At 71.1% G+C, this 21,853-nt stretch carries 24 protein-coding genes; 16 read left to right on the top strand and 8 right to left on the bottom strand.

Features of this window, described 5'->3' with window-relative positions:
- Positions 1–11: 11 nt before the first annotated feature.
- A complete protein-coding gene (locus KBX34_RS33850) occupies positions 12–926 on the bottom strand; it encodes an expansin EXLX1 family cellulose-binding protein (protein ID WP_210927876.1) in 915 nt (304 codons plus the stop codon).
- 167 nt (positions 927–1,093) lie between these two features.
- A complete protein-coding gene (locus KBX34_RS27835) occupies positions 1,094–1,693 on the bottom strand; it encodes a TetR/AcrR family transcriptional regulator (RefSeq protein ID WP_210927874.1) in 600 nt (199 codons plus the stop codon).
- Between the two features lie 122 nt (positions 1,694–1,815).
- On the opposite strand from KBX34_RS27835, the gene KBX34_RS27830 reads away from it, so the two are divergent.
- The 3 genes from KBX34_RS27830 (at position 1,816) to KBX34_RS27820 (ending at position 4,977) form a co-directional block, all read left to right on the top strand.
- Positions 1,816–2,652: an SDR family oxidoreductase gene (locus KBX34_RS27830; protein WP_210927872.1), complete on the top strand. Its 837-nt coding sequence runs from the start codon at positions 1,816–1,818 to the stop codon at positions 2,650–2,652.
- A gap of 156 nt (positions 2,653–2,808) precedes the next feature.
- Positions 2,809–4,035, top strand: a complete 1,227-nt coding sequence (locus KBX34_RS27825) for an epoxide hydrolase family protein (protein WP_210927870.1) — start codon at positions 2,809–2,811, stop codon at positions 4,033–4,035.
- Positions 4,036–4,977 (top strand): redoxin family protein, encoded by a 942-nt coding sequence (locus KBX34_RS27820; protein WP_210927868.1) that lies wholly within the window; start codon positions 4,036–4,038, stop codon positions 4,975–4,977.
- Here the strand turns inward: KBX34_RS27820 and KBX34_RS27815 are convergent.
- Positions 4,964–5,848, bottom strand: coding sequence for a transglutaminase domain-containing protein (locus KBX34_RS27815; RefSeq protein ID WP_210927866.1), 885 nt, complete (start codon positions 5,846–5,848; stop codon positions 4,964–4,966). The two genes, KBX34_RS27820 and KBX34_RS27815, sit on opposite strands and share 14 nt — an antisense overlap.
- 65 nt (positions 5,849–5,913) lie before the next feature.
- On the opposite strand from KBX34_RS27815, the gene KBX34_RS27810 reads away from it, so the two are divergent.
- Positions 5,914–6,480, top strand: a complete 567-nt coding sequence (locus tag KBX34_RS27810) for an N-acetyltransferase (protein ID WP_210927864.1) — start codon at positions 5,914–5,916, stop codon at positions 6,478–6,480.
- Between the two features lie 54 nt (positions 6,481–6,534).
- On the opposite strand, the gene KBX34_RS27805 is transcribed toward KBX34_RS27810, so the two are convergent.
- Positions 6,535–7,125 carry a GrpB family protein gene (locus KBX34_RS27805; protein WP_210927862.1) on the bottom strand — a complete coding sequence of 197 codons (591 nt, stop codon included), beginning with the start codon at positions 7,123–7,125 and terminating at the stop codon, positions 6,535–6,537.
- Between the two features lie 143 nt (positions 7,126–7,268).
- Here KBX34_RS27805 and KBX34_RS27800 point away from each other — a divergent pair, with 143 nt between their 5' ends.
- The 3 genes from KBX34_RS27800 to KBX34_RS27790 are packed head-to-tail and all read left to right on the top strand — an operon-like array spanning position 7,269 to position 9,450.
- Positions 7,269–8,141 (top strand): AraC family transcriptional regulator, encoded by an 873-nt coding sequence (locus KBX34_RS27800; protein ID WP_210927860.1) that lies wholly within the window; start codon positions 7,269–7,271, stop codon positions 8,139–8,141.
- A gap of 20 nt (positions 8,142–8,161) precedes the next feature.
- Positions 8,162–8,491 carry a PadR family transcriptional regulator gene (locus KBX34_RS27795; RefSeq protein WP_210794758.1) on the top strand — a complete coding sequence of 110 codons (330 nt, stop codon included), beginning with the start codon at positions 8,162–8,164 and terminating at the stop codon, positions 8,489–8,491.
- Positions 8,491–9,450 carry a hypothetical protein gene (locus tag KBX34_RS27790; protein WP_210927906.1) on the top strand — a complete coding sequence of 320 codons (960 nt, stop codon included), beginning with the start codon at positions 8,491–8,493 and terminating at the stop codon, positions 9,448–9,450. The genes KBX34_RS27795 and KBX34_RS27790 overlap by 1 nt, the downstream gene beginning before the upstream one ends.
- 6 nt (positions 9,451–9,456) lie before the next feature.
- Here the strand turns inward: KBX34_RS27790 and KBX34_RS27785 are convergent, their stop codons facing one another.
- Entirely contained in the window at positions 9,457–9,954 is a 498-nt protein-coding gene (locus KBX34_RS27785; RefSeq protein WP_210927858.1) for an NUDIX domain-containing protein, read from the bottom strand.
- 174 nt (positions 9,955–10,128) lie between these two features.
- Between KBX34_RS27785 and KBX34_RS27780 the strand changes: the two genes are divergently transcribed.
- The 4 genes from KBX34_RS27780 (at position 10,129) to npdG (ending at position 13,549) form a co-directional block, all read left to right on the top strand.
- Positions 10,129–10,332, top strand: a complete 204-nt coding sequence (locus KBX34_RS27780; protein WP_088949509.1) for a hypothetical protein — start codon at positions 10,129–10,131, stop codon at positions 10,330–10,332.
- A gap of 82 nt (positions 10,333–10,414) precedes the next feature.
- A complete protein-coding gene (locus KBX34_RS27775; RefSeq protein ID WP_197699555.1) occupies positions 10,415–11,254 on the top strand; it encodes a histone in 840 nt (279 codons plus the stop codon).
- Positions 11,255–11,340: 86 nt separating this feature from the next.
- Positions 11,341–12,771 (top strand): RNB domain-containing ribonuclease, encoded by a 1,431-nt coding sequence (locus KBX34_RS27770; protein WP_099856205.1) that lies wholly within the window; start codon positions 11,341–11,343, stop codon positions 12,769–12,771.
- Between the two features lie 79 nt (positions 12,772–12,850).
- Positions 12,851–13,549, top strand: coding sequence for an NADPH-dependent F420 reductase (gene npdG, locus KBX34_RS27765; RefSeq protein WP_099856203.1), 699 nt, complete (start codon positions 12,851–12,853; stop codon positions 13,547–13,549).
- Positions 13,550–13,657: 108 nt separating this feature from the next.
- On the opposite strand, the gene panB is transcribed toward npdG, so the two are convergent.
- Positions 13,658–14,503 (bottom strand): 3-methyl-2-oxobutanoate hydroxymethyltransferase, encoded by an 846-nt coding sequence (gene panB, locus KBX34_RS27760; RefSeq protein WP_210927856.1) that lies wholly within the window; start codon positions 14,501–14,503, stop codon positions 13,658–13,660.
- 190 nt (positions 14,504–14,693) lie between these two features.
- Entirely contained in the window at positions 14,694–16,451 is a 1,758-nt protein-coding gene (locus KBX34_RS27755) for an NAD+ synthase (RefSeq protein ID WP_210927854.1), read from the bottom strand.
- 261 nt (positions 16,452–16,712) lie between these two features.
- On the opposite strand from KBX34_RS27755, the gene glnA reads away from it, so the two are divergent.
- From glnA to KBX34_RS27735, 4 genes are all read left to right on the top strand, one after another.
- A complete protein-coding gene (glnA, locus tag KBX34_RS27750) occupies positions 16,713–18,062 on the top strand; it encodes a type I glutamate--ammonia ligase (RefSeq protein WP_179780320.1) in 1,350 nt (449 codons plus the stop codon).
- A gap of 88 nt (positions 18,063–18,150) precedes the next feature.
- Positions 18,151–18,576 carry a DUF350 domain-containing protein gene (locus KBX34_RS27745; RefSeq protein ID WP_210794768.1) on the top strand — a complete coding sequence of 142 codons (426 nt, stop codon included), beginning with the start codon at positions 18,151–18,153 and terminating at the stop codon, positions 18,574–18,576.
- 113 nt (positions 18,577–18,689) lie between these two features.
- The gene (locus KBX34_RS27740; protein ID WP_210927852.1) at positions 18,690–19,382 is read left to right on the top strand and encodes a YafY family protein; all 693 of its coding nucleotides are present in this window, start codon (positions 18,690–18,692) and stop codon (positions 19,380–19,382) included.
- Between the two features lie 126 nt (positions 19,383–19,508).
- Complete coding sequence (locus KBX34_RS27735; RefSeq protein WP_088949501.1) at positions 19,509–19,886, top strand: VOC family protein; 378 nt, start codon at positions 19,509–19,511, stop codon at positions 19,884–19,886.
- 275 nt (positions 19,887–20,161) lie between these two features.
- Here the strand turns inward: KBX34_RS27735 and KBX34_RS27730 are convergent, their stop codons facing one another.
- Entirely contained in the window at positions 20,162–20,662 is a 501-nt protein-coding gene (locus KBX34_RS27730) for a hypothetical protein (RefSeq protein WP_210927850.1), read from the bottom strand.
- Between the two features lie 184 nt (positions 20,663–20,846).
- Here KBX34_RS27730 and KBX34_RS27725 point away from each other — a divergent pair, with 184 nt between their 5' ends.
- Positions 20,847–21,728, top strand: a complete 882-nt coding sequence (locus KBX34_RS27725; protein ID WP_210794772.1) for a virginiamycin B lyase — start codon at positions 20,847–20,849, stop codon at positions 21,726–21,728.
- The last annotated feature ends 125 nt before the right edge of the window (positions 21,729–21,853 follow it).

Below are 21,853 nucleotides of genomic sequence, written 5' to 3'. Positions count from 1 at the left end.
TCGGTGGGAGGTCAGCAGCGAGGGGCGTTGAGCGGAGCGGCACCGGCGAGCGCTTCGATGGTCGCCGTTGGTGCGACCGATTCGGACGTGCTCGGCGAGGGCGCGATGCTGGGGGACGGCGGGGCCGACGGTGAACTGCTGGGCGGCGTGGGAGAGGCGAGCGTGGCCGTGCTGCGTTGGACCTGCTTCGTGACCAGCCGGATGGCGGTGGCGGTCGCCTGGCGTCCGTACACGTCGGTGACCCTGATGTTGTAGGGCCCGGGGCCGATCCCGCCTTCGACGGTCCAGTAGTTGTCGCTCTCACGGGCCGCCTTGCGGAAGCCGCCGCCCGGCCCCTGTGCCTCGACCGAGCGGAGTGGGTTGCCGTGGTTGCCGACCTGCACCGCGAACCAGTACCGCGAGGCGCCGCCCTTCATCCGGAAGGTGAGGCCTCCGTCGAGCGGCGGGTTCACCACCGCCCGGTACGTCACCTGCGCGATGCCCTGCGCCCGGTCGGCAATCTTGGCGTACGCCTCGTCGGAGAGGTCGATCTTGCCGGATCCGCACCCGCCGCACTGGTCCATGACCATGACGCGGACGGTGCCCTTCGGGCCGGTCACGTCCAAATAGCTGCCGCAGGCCGCGGACCCGGAGTAGGCCGATGAGCCGAGGGCCACGTAGAGCCGGTCCGCGGGTGGGCCGGGGAAGGAGCAGTTGCCGCCGGAGCGGCCGGCGTCGTAGAAGCTGGCCTTGGCCTTGTGGACGGTGTCTCCGGTTGGTGGCGCGGCGCAGGCCGGGGTGGCACCACCGCGTACGGCGAGGGTGATGCCGAGTACGGCGGCCAGGGCGGTGACCCCGGCGCCGGCCAACCAGTGTCTGACCCGCCGACGCGACCGGAGTGTGCCGACCGGGGTGTCGTTGAAGGGGGCCGAGCCTGGTGCCGTCACGGCGCCTGATGTTGCCGCAGCGTGCTGCGGCAGCGCAAAATCGTCGAGCAAACTGTCACTCGCCGCACCGGTGGGGTAGCAGTCCGTTCAGGGAGCGCCCACTCGCTTTCAAGAAGGCGGGGTTTCCTGGCGCCGGGGATGGGCCGGTTTCACGGAAGTCGAGTGGATCAAGCCGGCCGGCGGGGGCGCAACCCGTCGAGGGCGGTGGTGACGACGAGGTCGGCGTATTCGGCGGTGAGCGGTCCGCTGCGTTGCAGCCATCGGCTGAACAACGGTCCCCAGATCAGGTCCACCGCCACGTCGAGGTCGATGTCGTCGGCGAGTTGCCCGGCCTGCTGGGCGCTGCGTAGGCGCTGCCGCTTGGCCTCCTTCAGCGGCCCGTCCAGGCGTTCGGCGTAGGCCGCCGCCAGCTCGGGGTCGAGCGCGATCTCGGTGGCCAGGGCGCGCATCGGTTGCTCGTACCGGGGATCGTTCATCTCCTCGACCGTGGCGCGAAGCACCACTGTGAGGTCGGCGGCCAGGTCGCCGGTGTCCGGCAGCGTCGGCGGCCCGCCCTCGGTGGCCTCGCTGAGCATGAGGAACGCATCGAAGATGACCGCGCCCTTCGACGGCCACCAGCGGTAGATGGTCTGCTTGCCGACGCCGGCGCGCGCGGCGATGCCCTCGATGCTGACCTTCGCGTACCCGATCTCCTGGAGCAGGTCGAAGGCCGCGGTGAGGATGGCGCGCCTGGAGGTCTCTCTCCGGCGGGCCGTGTTGGGGGTCATGAGGCCTCACGATATCAGTGACGAGACGAACCGTTTCGTCTTGACGGCCGGGATGACGCGGCTTAATCTTGCCTTCATGACGAGACGGACCGTCTCGTCTCGCTAAGGGATGGAGCTCCGACATGCGCACCTGGTTCATCACCGGCGCCAGCCGCGGCCTGGGCCGCGCCTTCACCGACGCCGCGCTCGACCGTGGGGACCGGGTGGTCGCCGCCGCCCGGACCATCGCCCGGGGCGACTTCGACGAGCGCCACGGCGACCGGCTGCTGACGCTGACCCTCGACGTGACCGACCAGGCTGCGGTCTTCGCCGCCGTGGCCACCGCGGTCGAGCACTTCGGACGGCTCGACATCGTCGTCAACAACGCCGGGACCCTGTCGATGGGAATGGTCGAAGAGTTCACCGAGGCGGAGGCGCGAGCCCAGTTCGAGGTAAACCTCTTCGGCGCGCTGTGGGTCAGCCAGGCGGTGCTGCCGCATCTGCGCGCCCAACGGTCCGGCCACATCGTGCAGGTGTCCAGCATCGCCGCGTTGGGTGGCTTTCCGAGCACCGGCATGTACAGCGCGAGCAAATTCGCCCTGGAAGGCATGAGCGAGGCGTTGGCAATGGAGGCGGCGGCCTTCGACATCAAGCTCAGCATCGTGCAGCCCGGCGGTTACTGGACCGACCTTTACACCAGTTTGAGCGCCACCACCCCGATGGAGGCGTACGCGCCGCTGCGCGCCGAACTGGAACGACAGTGGGCGGAGGGTTCAATCGACAGCGAGCCCCGACTGGCCGCCGAGGCGTTGCTGCGCCTGGTCGACAGTGACGACCCGCCGCTGCGGCTTCTGCTCGGAAGCATGGTGTACGACCTGGCGTTCGACGTCTCCCGCCGGCGGATGGACACCTGGGCGGGCTGGGAGCAGGTCAGCCGAGCCGCCGAGCATGCCGTAGCCGCCCCCGGGCAGGACCAGTGAGGGACTGCTCGTATCGCCACGAGCCCGGGGCGCGGCGTTCTAGGCTCCGAGATATGGCGGCGGCGTGCCCATCTCGAATTGGCACACAGGTCCGGGCAGTGCCTTCACCCCATGATTCCCCTCACGAGGCGCAAACCTAGACGGAGAGGAACACGCATGGCTGTCAAAACCAAGACTCGCCCCGGCACCACGGAGATTCGGCCGTTCTCGGTCGACATTCCCCAGGCGGACCTGGACGACCTGAAAAGGCGCATCGCGGCCACCCGCTGGCCGGACAAGGAAACGGTTGACGACCAGTCGCAGGGCGTGCCACTCGCGACGATTCAGGCCGTCGCCCGCTATTGGGAAAAGGAGTACGACTGGCGCAAGGTCGAGGCGCGAATGAACTCGGTGCCGCAGTTCATGACCACCATCGACGGTGTCGACATCCACTTCATCCACGTGCGCTCGAAGCACGAGGACGCGCTGCCGCTGATCGTCACCCACGGGTGGCCCGGGTCGGTGATCGAGCAGATGAAGATCATCGAGCCGCTGACCGACCCCACCGCGCACGGCGGCAGCGCGTCGGACGCCTTCCACCTGGTGATCCCGTCGCTGCCGGGCCACGGCTTCTCCGGCAAGCCGACAACGTCGGGGTGGAACCCGCAGAAGATCGCGACCGCCTGGACCGAGCTGATGAAGCGTCTCGGCTACTCGCGGTTCGTCGCGCAGGGCGGCGACTGGGGCGCGGTCATCGTCGACCAGATGGGCCTCCAGGCGCCCCCGGAACTGCTCGGCATCCACACCAACATGCCCGGTGCGATCCCACCCGAGATCGACCTGTTGTTCCAGGGCGACACCACCGGCGCGAACAACGCCATGGGCTCGCTGCCATCCGGCCTCTCCGACGATGAGATGCGTGCCGCCGAGGAAGCCAACTACGTCTGGAAGCACGTCGCGTACGCCCTCATGATGGCGACGCGACCGCAGACGCTGACCGGGCTGGCGGACTCTCCGGTCGGCCTGGCGTCCTTCCTGCTCGACCACGACGCGAAGAGCCTGGCCCTGATCGCGCAGGTCTTCGACGGGGCCAAGGCCGGTCTCACCCGCGACGACATCCTGGACAACATCTCGCTCTACTGGTTGACGAACACCGCGATTTCCGCCGCCCGGCTGTACGCGGAGAACAAGCTCTCGTTCTTCGCCGCCAAGGGCGTCAACGTTCCGGTCGCAGTGAGCGTCTTTCCCGACGAGCTGTACGAGGCGCCGCAGAGCTGGGCCGAGCAGGCGTACTCGAACCTCATCTACTACAACAAGCTCGACGTGGGCGGGCACTTCGCGGCCTGGGAACAGCCGAAGATCTTCTCCGAAGAGCTTCGCACCGCCTTCCGGTCGCTTCGCTAGATGGCCGTGCACCTGCCCCCGCTGAACGGGGCGGCCGAGTGGCTCAACTCCGAGCCACTCGGCCCCGCCGACCTGCGCGGGCACGTCGTCCTGGTGAACTTCTGGACGCTGACCTGCATCAACTGGCTGCGCCAGGAGCCGTACGTGCGTGCCTGGTCGCAGGCCTACCGCGACGACGGGCTGGTCGTCGTCGGGGTGCACACGCCGGAGTTCTCGTTCGAGCACGACGTCGAAGGGGTGCGGCGGGCGGTCGCGGCGCGAACGATCGACTACCCGGTGGCGGTCGACAACGACTACGCGATCTGGCGCGCCTTCGGCAACCAGTACTGGCCTGCGCTGTACTTCGTCGACACCGACGGGGTCATCCGCGACGAGCACTTCGGTGAGGGGCGCTACGAGCAGTCCGAGCGGGTTCTCCAGCAACTGCTCGGCATCGAGCGCGCCCCCGTACCCGTGAAGGGGGTCGGCCCGGAGGCGGAGGCCGACTGGGGCGAACTGCGGACGCCCGAGACGTACCTCGGATTCAGTCGTGGCGAACACTTCGCGTCGCCGAACGGCCCGACGCTCGACGAACGCCGCGCCTACGAGCTGCCGGCGAGCCTGAGCCTCAACCAGTGGGCACTGGCGGGCGAGTGGACGATCGGGGCGGAGAGCGTCGTGGCCGATCGGGCCGGCGGCAGCATCGCCTTCCGGTTCCACGGCCGCGACGCGCATCTCGTGCTGGCCCCCGGGGCGGGACGGTCGATCCCGTTCCGGGTGCTCCTCGACGGCCAGGCACCCGGCCCGTCACACGGCGTCGACGTCGACGAAGACGGCAACGGCGTGCTCCAGGACGGCCGCCTCTACCAGCTCGTTCGCCAGGCCGGCGCGGTCCGGGAGCGGACCCTGGAGATCACGTTCGGCGAGCCGGGCGCCCAGGCGTACGCCTTCACGTTCGGCTGAGGCGCAGATCGACTGTGCTCACCGTGTTGGAGACCGGTGAAAAGCTCTGCACCTGAGCGCCGGGACGCAGGCGGCTGTCCGTCGCGTACCGGTCGGCGAGCGCCTTCTCCGCGCCCTCGTCGCCGTCGTCGGCGGCGAGCAGCAGGGCGGCGATCTCGTCGGCGAGCGTGAGGTCGGCGTCGGTGAGGTCGTCGGTCATCGCGCCGAAGCTGTCCCACAGCAACAGCTCGTCCTTCTGCCGGTGAGCCAGCTCCTGGATGACGTAGTGGTGGATGAACCAGGCGCCGCGGATCGGCGATTCCGGGGCCACGCCGTAGACGTCGGGGTCGATCGCCCCGGCCCGGTACGCCGACCACACCCGCGCTGCCGAGTCGAAGAGCCCTGCCGTCGGGTCGATGTCGTAGCCGTCGAACCGCCAGTCGCCGGCCGGGTCGATCTCCGGGTCGGCCCAGACCCATCGTTCGCCGTTCCAGTACTCCAGCAGCACGTGATCGTGGTGCCAGCCGGGCGTGAAGTAGGAGGCGAACCCGACCCGGCTGCGGCTGGGAATGCCGTGTTGGCGCAGCACCGCCACCGAGAGCAACGTGTGGTCCCGGCAGCAGCCGGCCACCCGGTCGACGGCCGGGCGCTCAGCGGTGAGTGGCAGGGGAAAGCGGGACTGGTCCGTGTCCAGGATGCGGTCCACCCAGCGGCAGTTCACCTCGTCCAGCCGATCGTCGGGCAGCTCTACGCCGCCGGCCCGGTAGTGGACGATCACGTTGCGGGCGGTCGCCGCCACGGTGGGGATGTCGGTCGCCACGGCGTCGAGAAGCCCGCCGTGCCGACCGGGGTCGCTGTAGGGGGAGTGGTTCCGGTAGTCATCGAGGTCCATGGGGCCAGTCTCCGGTCCGCCACGGTGTCAGGGTCAAGGCGCTTTTCCGGATAGTGTCGACTGCTGTGACAGCGCCCGAGATCACCATCGCCACCCCAGCGGACCGTCGAGCAGTGGTCGACACGCTGGTCGCCGCGTTCGTCAAGGATCCCGTGCTGCGGCACCTGTTTCCCGACGATGAGACCTATCCCGAGTACGCCGCCACCTTCTTCGGGAACCTCTTCGACAAGCGGGTGCACCGGTCGTCGATCTGGACGATCGGTGGGGGAGCGTCGGTCGCCATCTGGGAGCCACCGGCCGAGCCGGCGGCCGGCCACACAACGCCAGCTCGATACCCGGCTGACGTGCAGGCTCGGGTGCAGAGCTACGACGATGCCGTGCACGCCGCCCTACCCGCGTTCCCGTTCTGGTATCTCGGCGTCCTGGGCACCCACCCCGACAGCGCCGGACGCGGTTGGGGGCGCGCCGTCATGCGGGCCGGGCTGGAGCGCGCCGCCGCCGACGGTCTGCCGGCGATCCTGGAAACCAGCAAACCGGCCAACGTCGAGCTGTACCGCCGCGCCGGCTGGGAGGTGGCGGGCTTCCTGCCGGAGCCCGTGCCCACCTGGGTCATGCAGCAGTCGCCGCGCTGAGAGCCACCCGCGCCGGCCAACTCGTCGCGCTCGGCCCCGGATCGCCGACCAGCTTCAGGCGGCGAAGATGCGCGCGTAGATCTCGTCGATGACGTCGTTCTTCGCCAGGCTGTAGTCGCGGGGTTGGTGCGCGGTGTCCTGCGCGAGGCGTCGTTTGGTCGCGGCGTAGAGCTCCCGGTCGTGTGGATGCGAGCGCAGCCAGTCGCGGAACAGCCGGTGCCGGACCGGCTCGGGCGCACCCTGCGGCCAGACGTGCAGGTTGACGTCCTCGGCGGCGCTGAGCAGCATCCGGTGCCCGTGCCACCAGGGCTCCCGCAGGACGAGCCGGTAACCGAGCCGTTCCAGGGCGGGGAGATACCCGGACTCCTCGGCGGTGTCCTCGATGACCAGGTCGATGTCGATGACGGGTTTGGCAGCGAGCCCCGGCACCGCCGTGGACCCGACGTGTTCCACCGCGATGATCAGAGCGCCCAGCGCCTCGGTGAGCGACGACCGGACTGCGGTGAACCGCTGCGCCCAGACCCTGTCGTACTCCTCGATGACGACGGACTCCCACGTGCGCGGCGGGTCGCCCACCAGGCCGGCGTCGACCTGTTCGGGGGTGCCGTGGAAGCGCTGCACGACGTCCTGCGGATACTCGGCCACGTCAACCTCCTGGAGAAGCAAAGTCCGCCAGGCTACGACACGACGACCGGTGCGGGCGCACCCGACCGATGCGGGCATCGGATGTCGGGTGGGTCACCGACCCCGCGACCTAGCGTCAGTGTTCGAAAGGGAAGGAGGCCCGGGTGCTGGATCGGCTCAACGAGGCGATGGCTCACATCGAGCGTCACCTCGACCAGAAGATCGAGGTGGCCGACCTGGCGCGGATCGCGCTGACGTCGGAGTACCACTTCCGGCGGCTGTTCTCCGCACTGGCCGGGATGCCGCTGTCGGAGTACATCCGGCGGCGTCGGCTCACGGTCGCCGGCGCGGACGTGCTCGCGGGGGAGCGGACGTTGCTCGACGTCGCGGTGCACTACAGCTACGGGTCCGCCGAGGCGTTCGCCCGGGCGTTCCACGCCGTGCACGGCGTGGGGCCCGGAGAGGCTCGGCGTACGGGGGCAGCGCTGCGTGCCCAGCCCCGGATGTCCTTCCGACTCACCGTCGAAGGGAGCGGCAGCATGGAGTACCGAATCGTCAGCAAGGACGCGTTCGCGCTGGTGGGGCGCAAGGCACGGGTCCCGCTTGTGCACGAGGGGATGAACCCGGCGATCGTCGCGTTCATCCGGAGCATCGACAAGGAGACGACCGCACGGATCGAGGCGCTCTCCGATCAGGATCCGGCGGGGATCGTCAACGTCAGCGACAACCTCGCCGACAGCCGGGAGGAGGGCACCGAGCTGGACTACTGGCACGGGGTGGTGACCGGTGCCGTGCCACCGGAGGACCTGGACGCGCTGCCGGTGCAGGCCGGGACGTGGGCGGTGTTCACCACCTCCGGAGCGTTCCCGCAGGCGGTGCAGCACCTGTGGCGTGACGTGTTCACCCAGTGGTTTCCGTCCAACCCGTACCGCAGCCGACCTGGACCGGAGATCTCCCGGGTCCGGGTGTCCGCGGACGGCACCGAGGCGGACGCCGAGCTGTGGATTCCCGTCGAACGGGCACCCACCCCTATGTAGAGTTCCGATACAGTGGTCGGATGCGGATGACCATTCCGGTCGCGAAGGTGCTCGCGGCGCTGCTCGCCGAACTCGACGAGCAGCGCTACGGGCTGGACCTGATGCGATTGACCGGCCTGCCCAGCGGCACCCTCTACCCGGTGCTGCACCGGCTGAGCGCGGCCGGCTGGCTGGACGCCGACTGGGAGGCGATCGACCCCGTCGCGGCCGGCCGGCCGGCCCGTCGCTACTACCGGCTGACCGCCGTCGGGGTGACGCAGGCCCGCCAGGCGCTCGCCGACCTGCGCGCCGCGATCCCCGACGCTCGTCCCTCCTGGGGCGGCACCGAGCCCACCGGAGCGCCAGCGTGATGACCCGCCGGGCCGCCGAACTGCTGCTGGAGATGGCCGCGCGCCGCTGGCCGGCCGACGTCCGCGTCGACCTGCGCCGCGAGTGGGCCGCCGAGCTGCACGTGCTCGCCGAGAGCGGTCACCGGACGAAGATGCTCGGCTTCGCGGTGAGCCTGGCCGTCAGCCGGGCCGGCGCCCCGATCGTCGACCGCACAGTGCTGCGCGGTCGGATCGGCCGCACCGCGGCCGCGTTGCTGCTGTCCCCGATCGCCTGCGTCGGGATAGTGCTCGTCGGTGCGTACGCCCTGTACCCGATCGAGCGCGTGTTGGCCGAGAGCTGGTCGGAGCGGGCGCAGAGGCCGCTCTGGGCGGCGTTCACCGTCGGGTTGGGGCTGCTGCTGGCGGTGTTCGCCGATCGCTGGGCCCGGCACACCGCACTCGACGGCCCGCTCCGCATCGCGCTCGGGGTGGTGCTCCCCGTCGGGGTGGCCGCAGTCGTGTTCCTGTACGTCCTCTACCCGGATGACCTGGCTTCCACCCTGCCCGGTCTGCTGCTCTGGTTGGCCGGTCTGACGCTGGCCCTCTGGGCCGCGGCGAGCCTCGCCGTTCGGCATCGCCTCCACGCGGCCTGGTGGGTGGGCGTCCTCGGCGCACTCGCCGCCGCCGACCTCGCGATGATTCTCGCCGTTGTCGACGCCATCTCGGCGGGCTATCGCGCTGGCCCGGTCATCGGTCCGACGCCGGTGGAGAGCATCGACCGGATCTCCGCGCCGCTGTGGCTCCTCGCCGCCTGGACAGACTGGAACATCGGCCTACCCCGACCCACGATTCCATGGGAGATCTTTGGAATCATCAGCAACCGGGTGCCGACGGAACCCATGCTCTACCTGGCCTGCACGCCGTACGCGCTCGCGTACACCATCAGGGCGGCGCGGTCGGTGCCGACCGCTCCGGTCGTGCTCGCGTCCACCCCGGCGTGAACCCCTTCAGTCGGGCACGTCGTCCCACGTCACGCCCGGCTCCAGGTAACCGGCCGACGGGTTGTCGCGCAGGGCGTAGGCGATGACCAGCAGGGCGTGCTTGTCCAGCTCGGGCAGCCGGTCCAATCCGAACCACCGCACGGCCAGCGACTCGTCGTCGTTGACCCGGGCGGTGCCGGCCACCACCCGGCAGAGGAAGCCCAGGTTCAGGTATTCGCACTGGTCCCCGTTGGGGTAGGTGTGCGGGTGCGACACGGCGCTGGACATCCGCACCGGCGCGACGTCCAGGCCCGTCTCCTCCCGCACCTCACGGACCAGCGCGGTGGCCGGCTGTTCGCCCGGCTCCACGAAGCCGCTGATCACCGACCAGCGCCCGTCGTCGGAACGCTGGCCCAGCAGCAGCTCACCGGCGTCATTGCGGACCACCGCGCTGACGCTGGGCAGCCAGAGCAGGTCGTGGCCGACGTGCTTGCGCATCCCCACGATGTAGTCCGGTGTCCCCATCCGGCGATCATAGGCCGCTGCGCGGGGAGACTGACCTGCGCATCTTTTCGGTCTCCAGTCCCACGCGTTTCGCTGTTCGGGCCCCACGGGCCCCATGCATATCTACTGTGGAGAGGGTCGGCGACTTGTGCGATCCGGTGGCGGCCTGACGGTTCGCGGTGCACAGTGATTCCCATGAGCGACAGCGAACGTGGTGGGCAGTTCTACTGGTGCACCCGGCATCACCGGGTCGAGACGGACGCCGACGTGTGTCCGGCGAAGCACGTTCTCGGCCCGTACAACTCGGCGGCCGACGCGGAGAACGCCCTGCAACGCGTGCAGGAGCGGAACGAGGCGTGGGATGCCGAGGACGCTCGTTGGGCCGGGGAGAACAAGTAGGCGGCGCGGGACGGCCCGCGCCGAGGCATTTCGTGCTCCGCGAGGACGCACGCGAGAGCACGTCCCCAAGGAGGGAACCACGATGGCCGAAGCACAGCAGGCCACCACCCGCCCGGCCGCCCGGCGCACCACCGCGAAGAAGACCGCCGCGGCGGAGCGCAACACGGCCGCGAGCCGGACCACCCCCGTCCGCAAGTCCACGGCGGGTGCGAAGGCGGCGAAGGCCCCGGCGAGGAAGGCCGCCGGCGGCGCGGGACGTGCCCCGGCGAAGAAGACCACCACGGCGGCCACGAAGGCTCCCGCGAAGAAGACCACGACGAAGGCCACCACGACGGCCAAGAAGGCCCCCGCGAAGAAGACCACCACCCGCTCGACAACTGTCGCGGCGAAGCGGGCCCCGGCGTCCGCGACGCGCAAGACCACCGCTGCCGCGAAGAAGACGACGGGCACGGCGAAGAAGACCACGGGTACGGCGAAGAAGACCACCAGCGCCGCGAAGAAGACCGTGGGCGCCGCGAAGAAGACCACCACCTCGGCGGCGAAGAAGACCACCGCAGCGGCGAAGGCGCCGGCGCGTAAGACCGCGACCAAGGCGTCCGCCGTCAAGAAGACAGCGGCGAAGAGGACGGCGGCGACGAAGACGGCCGCCAAGAAGGCGCCGGCGAAGAAGACCGCGTCGACCGGTCCCAGCGGCGGTGCTCGCAAGGCTCCGGCGAAGAAGGCCCCGGCCGCGAAGGCGACGGGCACCTCGTCGACCACCGCGCGCAAGGCGGCGGCCAAGAAGGCCCCGGCGAAGAAGACCGTCGCGGCCAAGGCCCCGGCCCGCAAGGTGACCGCCCGCAAGTCACCGGCCCGCCCTGCCGCCGCACGGGCCACCGCGCCCCGGAGCCCGCGCAGCGCTGCCCGGAAGGCGACCGGCTGAGCGCAGGTCGACCCGGCTCGCCCGGGGAGAGATATCTCGGCCGGTCACCGGAAGCGGATCACCGGCGGCGCTGTCAGGATTGACCCGTGGTCATTCGACGCGTACTCGCGCCCCGCATCGACTTCGGCGCACTGCGCCGCGAACTCGGCCTGCCCGGGGAGTTCCCGGCCGACGCCCAACGTGAGGCCGACGAGGCGGCCGGCGCGCCGCCGCGCCCGCCCGTCGACCGCACCGACGTACCGTTCGTCACTGTCGACCCGGCCACCTCCCGCGACCTGGACCAGGCGATGCACCTCGCCCGCCGTCCAGGTGGCGGCTACCGGGTGCGGTACGCGATCGCCGACGTCGCCGCCCACGTCGCCCCGGGCGGCGCGTTGGAGGCGGAGACCTGGCGGCGCGGGCAGACCATCTACCTGCCCGACGGGAACGTGCCGCTGCACCCACACACGCTCAGCGAGGGTGCGGCCAGCCTGCTGCCCGACGACGACCGGGCCGCGGTGGTCTGGACCATCGACCTGGACGCCGACGGCGGCACCGTGGCCGTGGAGCTGGAACGTGCCCTGGTCCGCAGCCGGGCCAAACTCGACTACACCGGGGTGCAGGCGGCAGCCGACGCCGGGCGGCTGCCCGAGCCGATCGCACTGCTGCCCGAGATCGGTGACCGGCTGACGGCCCGCGGGTTGCGCCGGGGCGCCATCAACCTGCCGTTGCCTGAGCAGGATCTGGAGCCCGACGGCGACGGCTGGCAACTGGTGCTGCGCGCGCCGGTGCCGATGGAGGAGCACAACGCCCAGATCTCCCTTCTGACCGGGATGGCCGCCGCCGACATCATGCTGGCCGGCCGGGTCGGGTTGCTGCGGACGATGCCCGCGCCGAAACCGGAGGCCGTGCAGCGGCTGCGGGCCGCCGCCGCGCCGCTGGGCGTGCACTGGCCGGACGACGTGGGCCCGGGTCAGGTGATCGCCGGTCTGGACGCCTCCCAGCCGCGCGCCGCCGCGTTCATCGACCAGGCGGCCGAGCTGATGCGCGGCGCCGCGTACACCGCCTTCGACGGGACGGTGCCGGAGCAACCGGAGCACGGTGGTGTGGCAGCCACGTACGCCCACGTCACGGCGCCGTTGCGGCGTCTGGCCGACCGGTACGCCACGGAGGTCTGCCTGGCCCTGCACGCGGGCCAGCCGGTGCCCGACTGGGCCCGCGCCGCGCTGCCCCGGCTGCCCGAGGTGATGGCCAGCACCGACCGGATCGCCTCGACGGCCACCCGCGGCGCCGTCGAGTTGGCCGAGGCGGTGCTGCTGGAGCACCGGGTGGGTGAGACCTTCGACGCGGCAGTGCTGGACGTCGACGCGCCGCCCAACGGCCGGGCGCGCACCCGACCGCCCGGTGGCACCGTCGCGCTGGACGCACCGCCGGTGCGCAGCCGCTGCCTCGGCGACCTGCCGCTCGGCGAACGAGTCCGCGTCCGGCTGGTCACTGCGGACCCGACGGCCCGCACGGTCCTGTTCGAGCTGGCCTGACTCAGCGGGCGCGGGGCAGCGGGGATCGTCACAGTGCTCCGCGCTGCTGCCGGACCGGTCGGTTTGCGAGGATGAACCCATGGCATACGACGCGAGCACGCTCCCCGACGTGTCCGGGCTGACGGTCGGCATCATCGGTGGCACCGGCGACCAGGGGCGAGGTCTCGCCTACCGGTTCGCGCGGGCCGGGCAGACGGTGTTGATCGGCTCCCGCAACGCTGAGCGGGCCGTCGAGTCCGCAGCCGAGATCGCCGCCCTGCCCGGTGTGCCGGCCACCGGCAGTGTCACGGGCGGGGCCAACGACGAGGTGGCCCGACGCAGCGACGTGGTGATCATCGCGGTGCCGTGGGACGGGCACGCCGCCACCGTCGCCGCCCTGGCCGAGCCACTCGCCGGCAAGATCGTCGTCGACTGCGTCAACCCGCTCGGCTTCGACAAGCAGGGCCCGTACGCGCTGACCGTCGCCGAGGGCAGCGCCGTGCAGCAGGCCGCCGCGTTGCTGCCCGACTCCCGGGTCTGCTCGGCGTTCAACCACGTCAGCGCCCCGCTGCTGGCCGACCCGGAGGTCGACCGGATCGACCTGGACGTGCTGATCTGCACCGAGGACCGCGAGCTGGTCGATGTGGTCGGCGCGCTCGCCGCCCGAATCCCGGGGATGCGCGGCATCTACGCCGGGCGGTTGCGCAACGCCCACCAGATTGAGGCGTTCACCGCGAACCTGATCGCGATCAACAAGCGTTACAAGGCGCACGCGGGCATTCGCGTCACCGACATCTGAGTCATTCTCTGCCGGCGTGATCCACTCCGGTTTCGTGAAAACGCGGTGTCCCGAGGTCAGGGACACCGCGTTTTCGGCAAACCCGAGTGGATCACGCCGGGCGCAGTCCTAGAAGGTGTGCTCGGCGGTCGGGAACTCGCCGCCCCGGACCTCGTCGGCGAAACGCCGGGTGGCGTCGGTGAGCACGCCGGCCAGGTCCGCGTACCGCTTGACGAAGCGGGGCGTCTTTCCGGTCCGCAGGCCCGCCATGTCCTGCCAGACCAGCACCTGCGCGTCGGTGTCCGGGCCGGCGCCGATGCCCACCGTCGGGATCGGCAGCTCGTGGGTGATCCGCTTTGCCACCTCGCCGGGCACCATCTCCAGCACCACAGCGAACGCCCCCGCCTCCGTGACCGCCCGCGCGTCGGCAAGCACCTCGTCGGCGGCGTCGCCCCGGCCCTGCACCCGGTAGCCGCCCAGCGTGTGCTCGCTCTGCGGGGTGAAACCGATGTGCGCCATCACCGGAATGCCGGCGCCGACGATCGCGGCGATCTGCTCGGCGCAGCGGCGGCCACCCTCCAGCTTCACCGCGTGGCAGCCACCCTCCTTCATGAACCGGACGGCGGTGCGCAGCGCCTGCGCCGGCCCCTCCTCGTACGAGCCGAACGGCAGGTCACCGACGATCAGCGCCTGCCGGGTCGCCCGCACCACGGCCCGCACCAGCGGAAGCAACTCGTCGGCCGTGACCGGCAGAGTCGTCTCGTAGCCGAACACGTTGTTCGCGGCCGAGTCGCCGACCAGCAGCACCGGCACACCGGCCTGGTCGAAGATCGACGCCGTGTACTGGTCGTACGACGTCAGCATCGGCCACCGCTCACCGCGCTCCTTCGCGGCGATCAGGTCCCGGGTGCGGACCCGTCGGGTGGCCGGGCCGCCGTACAGCGCGGTCACCTCGTTCGGAGTGGACTCCACCATCTCTGTCTCCCTTCCTCGAGGCCGCCTGCGCGGTCCCCGGGTTCCGTCGCGATCGTCGCACCGTGAGACGGGTGACGGCAGGGCCCAGTGCAAGATGTCACTCCACAGCGAAACCGCGAGGCCCGCGCCGCGCGGCCCCCGCGAGGCGGCGCCGGCCCCGCCACCGACGCGACACCCCCAGGGGTACGCCTCAGCCGTGCTCGCGCCACCGGTTGGTGATCGGCAGACGGCGGTCCCGGCCGAACGCCTTCATGGAGATCTTCGTGCCCGGTGCCGACTGCCGCCGCTTGTACTCGGCGGTATCCACCAGCCGCAGCACCTTGTCCACCACCGCCGGGTCGTGACCCGACTCCACCAGCCCGTCGCGGCCGAGGTCGCCGTCGACATAGCCGATCAGGATCGGGTCCAGTACGTCGTAGTCGGGCAGGCTGTCGCTGTCCAGTTGGCCCGGGCTCAGCTCGGCGCTCGGCGGCTTGCCGATCGAGTTCTCCGGGATCGGGGCGGTCTCGCCGCGCCGGGCCGCGTCCCGGTTGCGCCACTTCGCGAGCCGCCAGATCAGGGTCTTCCAGACGTCCTTGACCGGGTTGAAGCCGCCCACCGAGTCGCCGTACAGCGTGGAGTAGCCGACCGCCAGCTCACTCTTGTTGCCGGTGGTCAGCACCAGGTGGCCCTCCTGGTTCGACAGCGCCATCAGGATCACGCCACGGACCCGGGCCTGGAGGTTCTCCACTGCCACACCGGACAGCGACAGGTTGGCCAGGAAGCCGTCCACCATCGGCTGGATCGGCTCGACGCGGTAGTCCAGGCCGGTGCGCTTGGCCAGGTCGGCGGCGTCCTCCCGGGAGTGCTCGGAGGAGTGCTGGCTGGGCAGCGACACCCCGACCACCCGGTCCGGCCCGAGGGCGTCGACGGCCAACGCGGCCACCACCGCCGAGTCGATGCCGCCGGAGAGGCCGAGCACCACCGACGGGAACCGGTTCTTGTTGACGTAGTCGCGCAGACCGAGCACCAGGGCCTGCCACACCTCGGCCTCGTCGGCCACCGGCTCGATCAGACCGCCGGTGGCGCCCGGGCCGGTCGGCGCGGCCGGAATGCCGTCCAGCGTGCTGTGCACGATGCGCATGCCGTCCGCGACGGCCTCCGTGGTCGTCGTGGCGGTGGCGGCTGGCAGCTCGATGTCGTGCACGAGCAGGTGCTCGACGAACTGCGGGGCGCGGGTGAGCAGCTCACCGTCGGCGGTCACGATCATCGAGTCGCCCTCGAAGACCAGCTCGTCCTGCCCGCCGATCATGTTGACGTACGCGATGGCGGCGCCCGCCTCGGCGGCCCGGCGGCGGACCAGCGGCAGCCGGATGTCGTCCTTGTTCAGCTCGTACGGCGAGCCGTTGATGTTGACCACGAGGCCGACGCCGGCCTGCCGGGCGGCGGCGAACGGGCCGCCGGCCTGCCACAGGTCCTCGCAGATGGTCAGCGCGACGTCCACGCCACCGATCCGCACCACCGTCAGCGTGTCGCCGGGGAGGAAGTAGCGGTCCTCGTCGAAGACCCCGTAGTTGGGCAGGTGGTGCTTGAAGTAGCGGGCGGCGACGACCCCTCGGTGCAGCAGCGCGGCGGCGTTGCGGGCACCCCGGCCCGGCTCGGCGTCGCCGCTGACCTGCGGCGGCCCGTCGGCGTCCAGGTAGCCGACCACCACCGGCATCTCGCCGAGGCCGTCCGTGGCGAGGTCGGCCGCGAGCCGTTCCACGGCGGCCCGGGACGCGGCCACGAAGGAGCGCCGGAAGACCAGGTCCTCGACCGGGTAACCGGTGAGCATCATTTCCGGGAAGAGCACCAGCTGGGCACCGGCATCGGCGGCCTGGCGAGTCCAGCTGCGGACCAGGTCGGCGTTTCCGGCGAGGTCGCCGACGCTCGGGTTGACCTGGGACAGGGCGAGACGCAGGGTGGGCATGCCCTCATCTTGCCCCAGCCTCAACGGGACAATCCCCACCCTCCGACGAGATGGCCGCCACGCTGCGGCGACGACGCCCGCCGTCCGGCGGGGCACGAGCCCGTCCAGGGCCGGGCCCCCGCCCGCCGAGCGGGAGGCGAGGGGACGACGGGCGGCAGTTCGCGTAACGTCTGCGTAACCAGGCCCGGTAAGACTGGGCGATCAGGTCGGGCGCGCAGCCCGACCAAGGCGGACAGCAGAGCGTCGCGAGGGGTTGGGGAAGTGGACCGTCAGCAGGAGTTCGTCCTCCGCACGCTGGAAGAGCGGGACATCCGGTTCGTCCGGCTGTGGTTCACCGACGTGCTGGGCACGCTCAAGAGCGTCTCGGTGGCGCCGGCGGAGTTGGAGGCGGCCTTCGAGGAGGGCATCGGCTTCGACGGTTCGGCGATCGAGGGCTTCGCCCGGGTCTTCGAATCGGACATGGTGGCCATGCCCGACCCGACCACCTTCCAGGTCTTCCCGTTCGAGGGCGGGGTCAGCGGCGAGAGCGCCCGGATGTTCTGCGACATCCTGCTGCCCGACGGCGGTCCGTCCTGGGCCGACCCCCGGCACGTGCTGCGCCGGGCGCTGTCCAAGGCCGCCGAAAAGGGCTTCACCTTCTACACCCACCCCGAGATCGAGTTCTTCCTCCTGGAGAACGGCCCGCAGGACGGCTCGGTGCCCACCCCGGTCGACACCGGCGGCTACTTCGAGCACACCACGCACGCCGTGGCTCGCGACTTCCGCCGCCAGGGCGTGCTGGCGCTGGAGCGCATCGGCATCTCGGTGGAGTTCAGCCACCACGAGGTCGCGCCCGGCCAGCAGGAGATCGACCTGCGCTACGCCGACGCCCTCACCACCGCCGACAACATCATGACCTTCCGGCACGTCGTCAAGGAGGTGGCGCTCTCCACCGGAGTGCAGGCCAGCTTCATGCCGAAGCCGTTCACCGACCAGCCGGGCAGCGGGATGCACACCCACCTGTCGCTGTTCGAGGGGGAGCGCAACGCCTTCCACGACAGCGGTGACCCGATGAAGCTCTCCAAGGTGGCCAAGTCGTTCATCGCCGGCCTCCTGGTGCACGCCCGGGAATACACAGCGGTCACCAACCAGTGGGTCAACTCGTACAAGCGGCTCTTCCCGCAGGCCCTGCCGGACCGGATCACCGAGAGCCCCGCGTACGTCTGCTGGGGTCACCTCAACCGGTCCGCGCTGGTCCGCGTTCCCGCGTACGGCAAGCCCAACTCGGCCCGCGTCGAGGTCCGCTCACCCGATTCGGCGGCCAACCCCTACCTGGCCTTCGCGGTGCTGCTCGGTGCCGGCATGAAGGGCATCGAGGAGGGCTACGAGCTGCCGCCAGGGGCCGAGGACGACGTCTGGTCGCTGACCAGTGCCGAGCGGCGTGCCATGGGATACGAGGCGCTGCCGGAGAACCTCGCCGAGGCGATCGACGTGATGGCCGGTTCCGAGTTGGTCGCCGAGGTGCTCGGTGAGCACGTCTTCGACTTCTTCCTGCGCAACAAGCGGGCCGAGTGGGAGCAGTACCGGCGCGAGGTCACCCCGTACGAGCGGCAGCGCTACCTGGCGCTCTAACCGCGGGGCTGACGCGCTTGCGCGCTGCCGCTATCGTCTCGATCACCGCGCCGGTACCCCCTCCGGGCGGAGAGTCGGGAGGCAGTCGGTGCTGGAGGATCTGCTCAGCGGTGCTTGGCAGAGCGTCGTGTTCGGGATCGTCGGCGTGGGGCTCATGGCGGCTGGCTTCGTGCTGGTCGACCTGCTCACGCCCGGTCGGTTGCGCGACCTGATCTGGGTGCAGCGCAACTCCAACGCGGGGTTGCTGCTGGCCGCCAACCAGCTCGGCATCGCCGGGATCGTGTTCACCGCGATCCTGACCAGCTACAGCGACTTCGGCAGGGGGCTCGCCTCCACGGTGATCTTCGGCATCGTCGGGCTGGCCATCATGGCGTTGGCCTTCTTCGTGCTCGACCTGCTCACCCCGGGCAAGCTCGGCGAGGTCATCTGCTCGGACGAGCCGCACCCGGCGGCCCGGGTCAGCGCCGCCACCCACTTCGGCGCCGCGCTGATCGTCTGCGCCTGCATCGCCTGAGGCGGCTGTCCGCTTTGCTGTGGCGGCCGTCCGCGTCTTGCTGTGGCGGCCCTCCGCGTCGCAGTGCGGGCGGTCGCCGACGGGCGTCGTACCCCGGCCGTAGCGTGCCGGGCATGAACCGTACGGACCGTCTCTACGCGCTGGTCGAGGAGCTGCGGGCGGTGTCGCCGAGGCCGCGCAGCGCCCGCTGGCTGGCCGCGCGTTTCGAGGTGAGCAGCCGCACCATCGAACGGGACATCGGCGCGCTACAGGAGGCCGGGGTGCCGATCTGGGCCGAGCCCGGGCGCACCGGTGGTTACGTGGTGGATCGCGCCCGCACTCTGCCGCCGGTCAACCTGACCGCGGCCGAGGCGGTCGCGATGGCCGTCGCGCTACGCCGGCTCGCCGGCACGCCGTTCGCCGGGCCGGGTGGCACCGCGCTGCGCAAGTTGATGGCGGTGCTGCCGGCCGCCGACGCCGTCGAGGCGCACCGCCTCGCCGGCCGCGTGCACCTGGTCGGCGACGGGCCGGCCACGCCCGCCCCGGCCCTCGTCGCCGACGCGGTCGCCGCGCGGCGGGCCCTGCGCATCAGGTACGCGGACCGGGCCGGCGCCGGCTCGGTCCGTGACGTCGAGCCGCTGGGCTACCTCGGTAACCCGCGACACTGGTATCTGCTGGCCTGGTGCCGACTGCGCGACGAGCTGCGCTGCTTCCGCACCGACCGGATCGAAAGCGTCCAGGCGCTGCCCGACGTGGTGTCCCGCGAGCTGCGCCCGACCGACCTGGACATTCCGCGCGAGCGGGTCCGCTCACTGAGCCTGGTCTGACCGGGTTTCCGGGAGCGGGTCTCCGTCGGGTGATCCGGAAACACCGACAGGACGGTGTCGCGGACGGCCCAGAGACTGCTCCAGACGACGGCCGAACGGCCGGCACGGAAACTCTGGAGGCAGCAGATGTCCACGACGCCCATCACCTGGTTCGAGATCGGCACCGACCGGCCGGAGGAGGCGGAGCGCTTCTACGGAGAGCTGTTCGGCTGGACCTTCGAGGAGCAGGGCGCAGGCAGCGGCGGGTCCTACCGGGTGACCGGCGCTGGTGGCGACACCGGGATCGGCGGGGCGATCCGGGCTACCGACGGGACGTCACCGAACTACGCGGTGTTCTACGCCGAGGTCACCGACGTGTCGGAAACCTGCCGGCGAGCGGAAGCGGCCGGTGGCAAGGTGCTGGTGGCGGCCCGTACGGCGCCGAGCGGCCTCACCCTCGCCCACCTGCTCGACCCGGCCGGAAACCACCTGGGTGTGTTCAGCCCTCCGCCCGCCCAGGGCTGATGCGTTCCCGGCCGGCGCCTCGGGGCTGACCCCTTGCGTCGGGTGCCGGTGCCGCCTGCGACGCGGAGGCCTGGTGTCCCGGCGGCTCGGCAGTGATGATCAACTCCGGCTCAAGGAAATGGCGGTGTCCGGGTGGGCCGGACACCGCCACTTCACGAAACCCGAGTGGATCAAGCCGGGGTGGGCCCGGTTCGACCAGAGGGCTGCCGGGGTTACTTGCCCGGCCTACGCGCGGGTCTGCCGGGGCTACTTGCCCGGCGTACCCGGGGCCGGGGCTACTTGCCCGGCGTACCCGCGGGACCGCCGTGACCGCCCGGACCGCCGTGACCGCCCGGACCGCGGTGGCCGCCGGGGCCGGGGAAGACGCCGGCCTCGACGGCCTTGGTGATGGCGTCGGCCTGTTCCTGGGTGAGCTTGCCGTCCTTGACCGCCTGGGCCAGCCGCTCCTTGAGCGCCGCCTGCCGGTCCTCGGCTGACGGGCGCTCCGGCCGGTCGGCCGGCTTGTGCTGCTCGCGCAGTTTCTCCAGCGCGGCGGTCACCTTGTCGGTGGGGACGCCCAGCTCGGTGGCGAGCTTCTCGGCGAACTCGCCCTGCCGCTCGCCCTTCTTGTCGCCCTGCCGGTCCTGCTGCTGCGGCTGCTCACTGCTGCTGGCGCTCGGCGTCGGGGTGCTGCCGTCAGCGGCGAACGCCATCGTGGGGGCGGCGATCCCCACGCCGAGCACACCGGCGGCGGCCACGCTGGCCAGCAGGTGCTTCTTCGACATCGTGCGGAACATCAGTCCTCCAGGTTGTCGTTGATGCTGCGATGACGTCACCGACAGTGACCGGAAAGTCTGGGCGCGGCCCATGGCGAACCTGTCAGCGGGCTGACAATCTGCGACCAGCGACCGGACAAACCGGTTGCAACGTCGACGTCCCTGCGATCAGGGTGGGAAAACCCCGACGAAAGGACCACGCCTCGTGACGACCGCCGAGATTCGTGAGATCCCACTCGCCGCGCCGGGCGCCGGCCCGTACGGCATCACTGCCGGCCCGGACGGCGCGCTCTGGCTGACGCTGGTCCACGCCGGTGCGATCGCCCGGTTGGCCCCCGACGGCGCGATCCGGACCTACCCGTTGGACCCGGCCGGTGGCCGACCGCTGATCATCACCACCGGGCCGGACGGCGCCCTCTGGTTCACCCGCTCCGGGGATGACCGGATCGGCCGGATCAGCGTCGACGGTGAGCAGCGGGTGGTCGTCCTGCCGACCGGCGCCGCGCCGTGCGGCATCGCGGCCGGCCCCGACGGCGCACTCTGGTACGCCGGAATGAACTCCGACACGATCGGCCGGGTGGGCACCGACGGCACGGTCGAGGTGTTCCCGCTGCCGGTGGCCGGCGGATTCGCCTCGATGATCACCGCTGGCCCGGACCAGGCGCTCTGGTTCACCCTCAACCAGGCGAACGCGATCGGCCGGATCGACCTCGACGGCCGGGTGACGCTGCATCCGGTGCCCACCGCGAACGCCGGCCCGGTCGGCATCACCCTCGGCGGTGACGGCGCGATCTGGTTCGTGGAGATCGCCGCCGGTCAGCTCGGCCGGATCACCCCGGATGGCGAGATGACCGAGTTCCCGTTGCCGGACCGGGCGGCCCGCCCACACGCGATCGTGGCCGACCCGGCCGGCGGCGCCTGGTTCACCGAGTGGGGTGCCAACCGGATCGGCCACATCGACGGCACGGGCCGGATCGACGGCCACGACCTGCCCACCGCCAACGCCGAACCCCACGGCATCACCCTGACCCCCCAGGGCGTCTGGGCCGCCCTGGAAATAGGAGCAGTAGCCCACCTGATCCCCTGACCCCCGCCCCGGCGCCGCCCCGCCGTCCCTGGTTGATCAAGAGGTTTGCGTCAGAATCCCGCCCGAAGTTGACGCAAACCTCTTGATCACCGGGGCGGGGAGGGGCGGGGGAGCGCGGGGAGGGG

The sequence above is a fragment of the Micromonospora sp. M61 genome (genome assembly GCF_018070245.1).
GTDB lineage: Bacteria > Actinomycetota > Actinomycetes > Mycobacteriales > Micromonosporaceae > Micromonospora > Micromonospora zamorensis.
The sequence above is the reverse complement of the archived record's forward strand: the minus strand, read 5'-3'. Positions and strand labels throughout refer to the sequence as shown.

Coding starts and splice junctions, on each gene's coding strand:
- KBX34_RS27825 (WP_210927870.1), top strand. CDS start 2,809: ATGGCTGTCAAAACCAAGACTCGCCCCGGCACCACGGAGATTCGGCCG.
- npdG (WP_099856203.1), top strand. CDS start 12,851: ATGGCATACGACGCGAGCACGCTCCCCGACGTGTCCGGGCTGACGGTC.
- KBX34_RS27790 (WP_210927906.1), top strand. CDS start 8,491: ATGACCCGCCGGGCCGCCGAACTGCTGCTGGAGATGGCCGCGCGCCGC.
- KBX34_RS27730 (WP_210927850.1), bottom strand. CDS start 20,662: ATGTTCCGCACGATGTCGAAGAAGCACCTGCTGGCCAGCGTGGCCGCC.
- KBX34_RS27740 (WP_210927852.1), top strand. CDS start 18,690: ATGAACCGTACGGACCGTCTCTACGCGCTGGTCGAGGAGCTGCGGGCG.
- KBX34_RS27775 (WP_197699555.1), top strand. CDS start 10,415: ATGGCCGAAGCACAGCAGGCCACCACCCGCCCGGCCGCCCGGCGCACC.
- KBX34_RS27815 (WP_210927866.1), bottom strand. CDS start 5,848: ATGGACCTCGATGACTACCGGAACCACTCCCCCTACAGCGACCCCGGT.
- KBX34_RS27780 (WP_088949509.1), top strand. CDS start 10,129: ATGAGCGACAGCGAACGTGGTGGGCAGTTCTACTGGTGCACCCGGCAT.
- KBX34_RS27795 (WP_210794758.1), top strand. CDS start 8,162: ATGCGGATGACCATTCCGGTCGCGAAGGTGCTCGCGGCGCTGCTCGCC.
- KBX34_RS27735 (WP_088949501.1), top strand. CDS start 19,509: ATGTCCACGACGCCCATCACCTGGTTCGAGATCGGCACCGACCGGCCG.
- KBX34_RS27835 (WP_210927874.1), bottom strand. CDS start 1,693: ATGACCCCCAACACGGCCCGCCGGAGAGAGACCTCCAGGCGCGCCATC.
- KBX34_RS27755 (WP_210927854.1), bottom strand. CDS start 16,451: ATGCCCACCCTGCGTCTCGCCCTGTCCCAGGTCAACCCGAGCGTCGGC.
- panB (WP_210927856.1), bottom strand. CDS start 14,503: ATGGTGGAGTCCACTCCGAACGAGGTGACCGCGCTGTACGGCGGCCCG.
- KBX34_RS27785 (WP_210927858.1), bottom strand. CDS start 9,954: ATGGGGACACCGGACTACATCGTGGGGATGCGCAAGCACGTCGGCCAC.
- KBX34_RS27820 (WP_210927868.1), top strand. CDS start 4,036: ATGGCCGTGCACCTGCCCCCGCTGAACGGGGCGGCCGAGTGGCTCAAC.
- KBX34_RS27830 (WP_210927872.1), top strand. CDS start 1,816: ATGCGCACCTGGTTCATCACCGGCGCCAGCCGCGGCCTGGGCCGCGCC.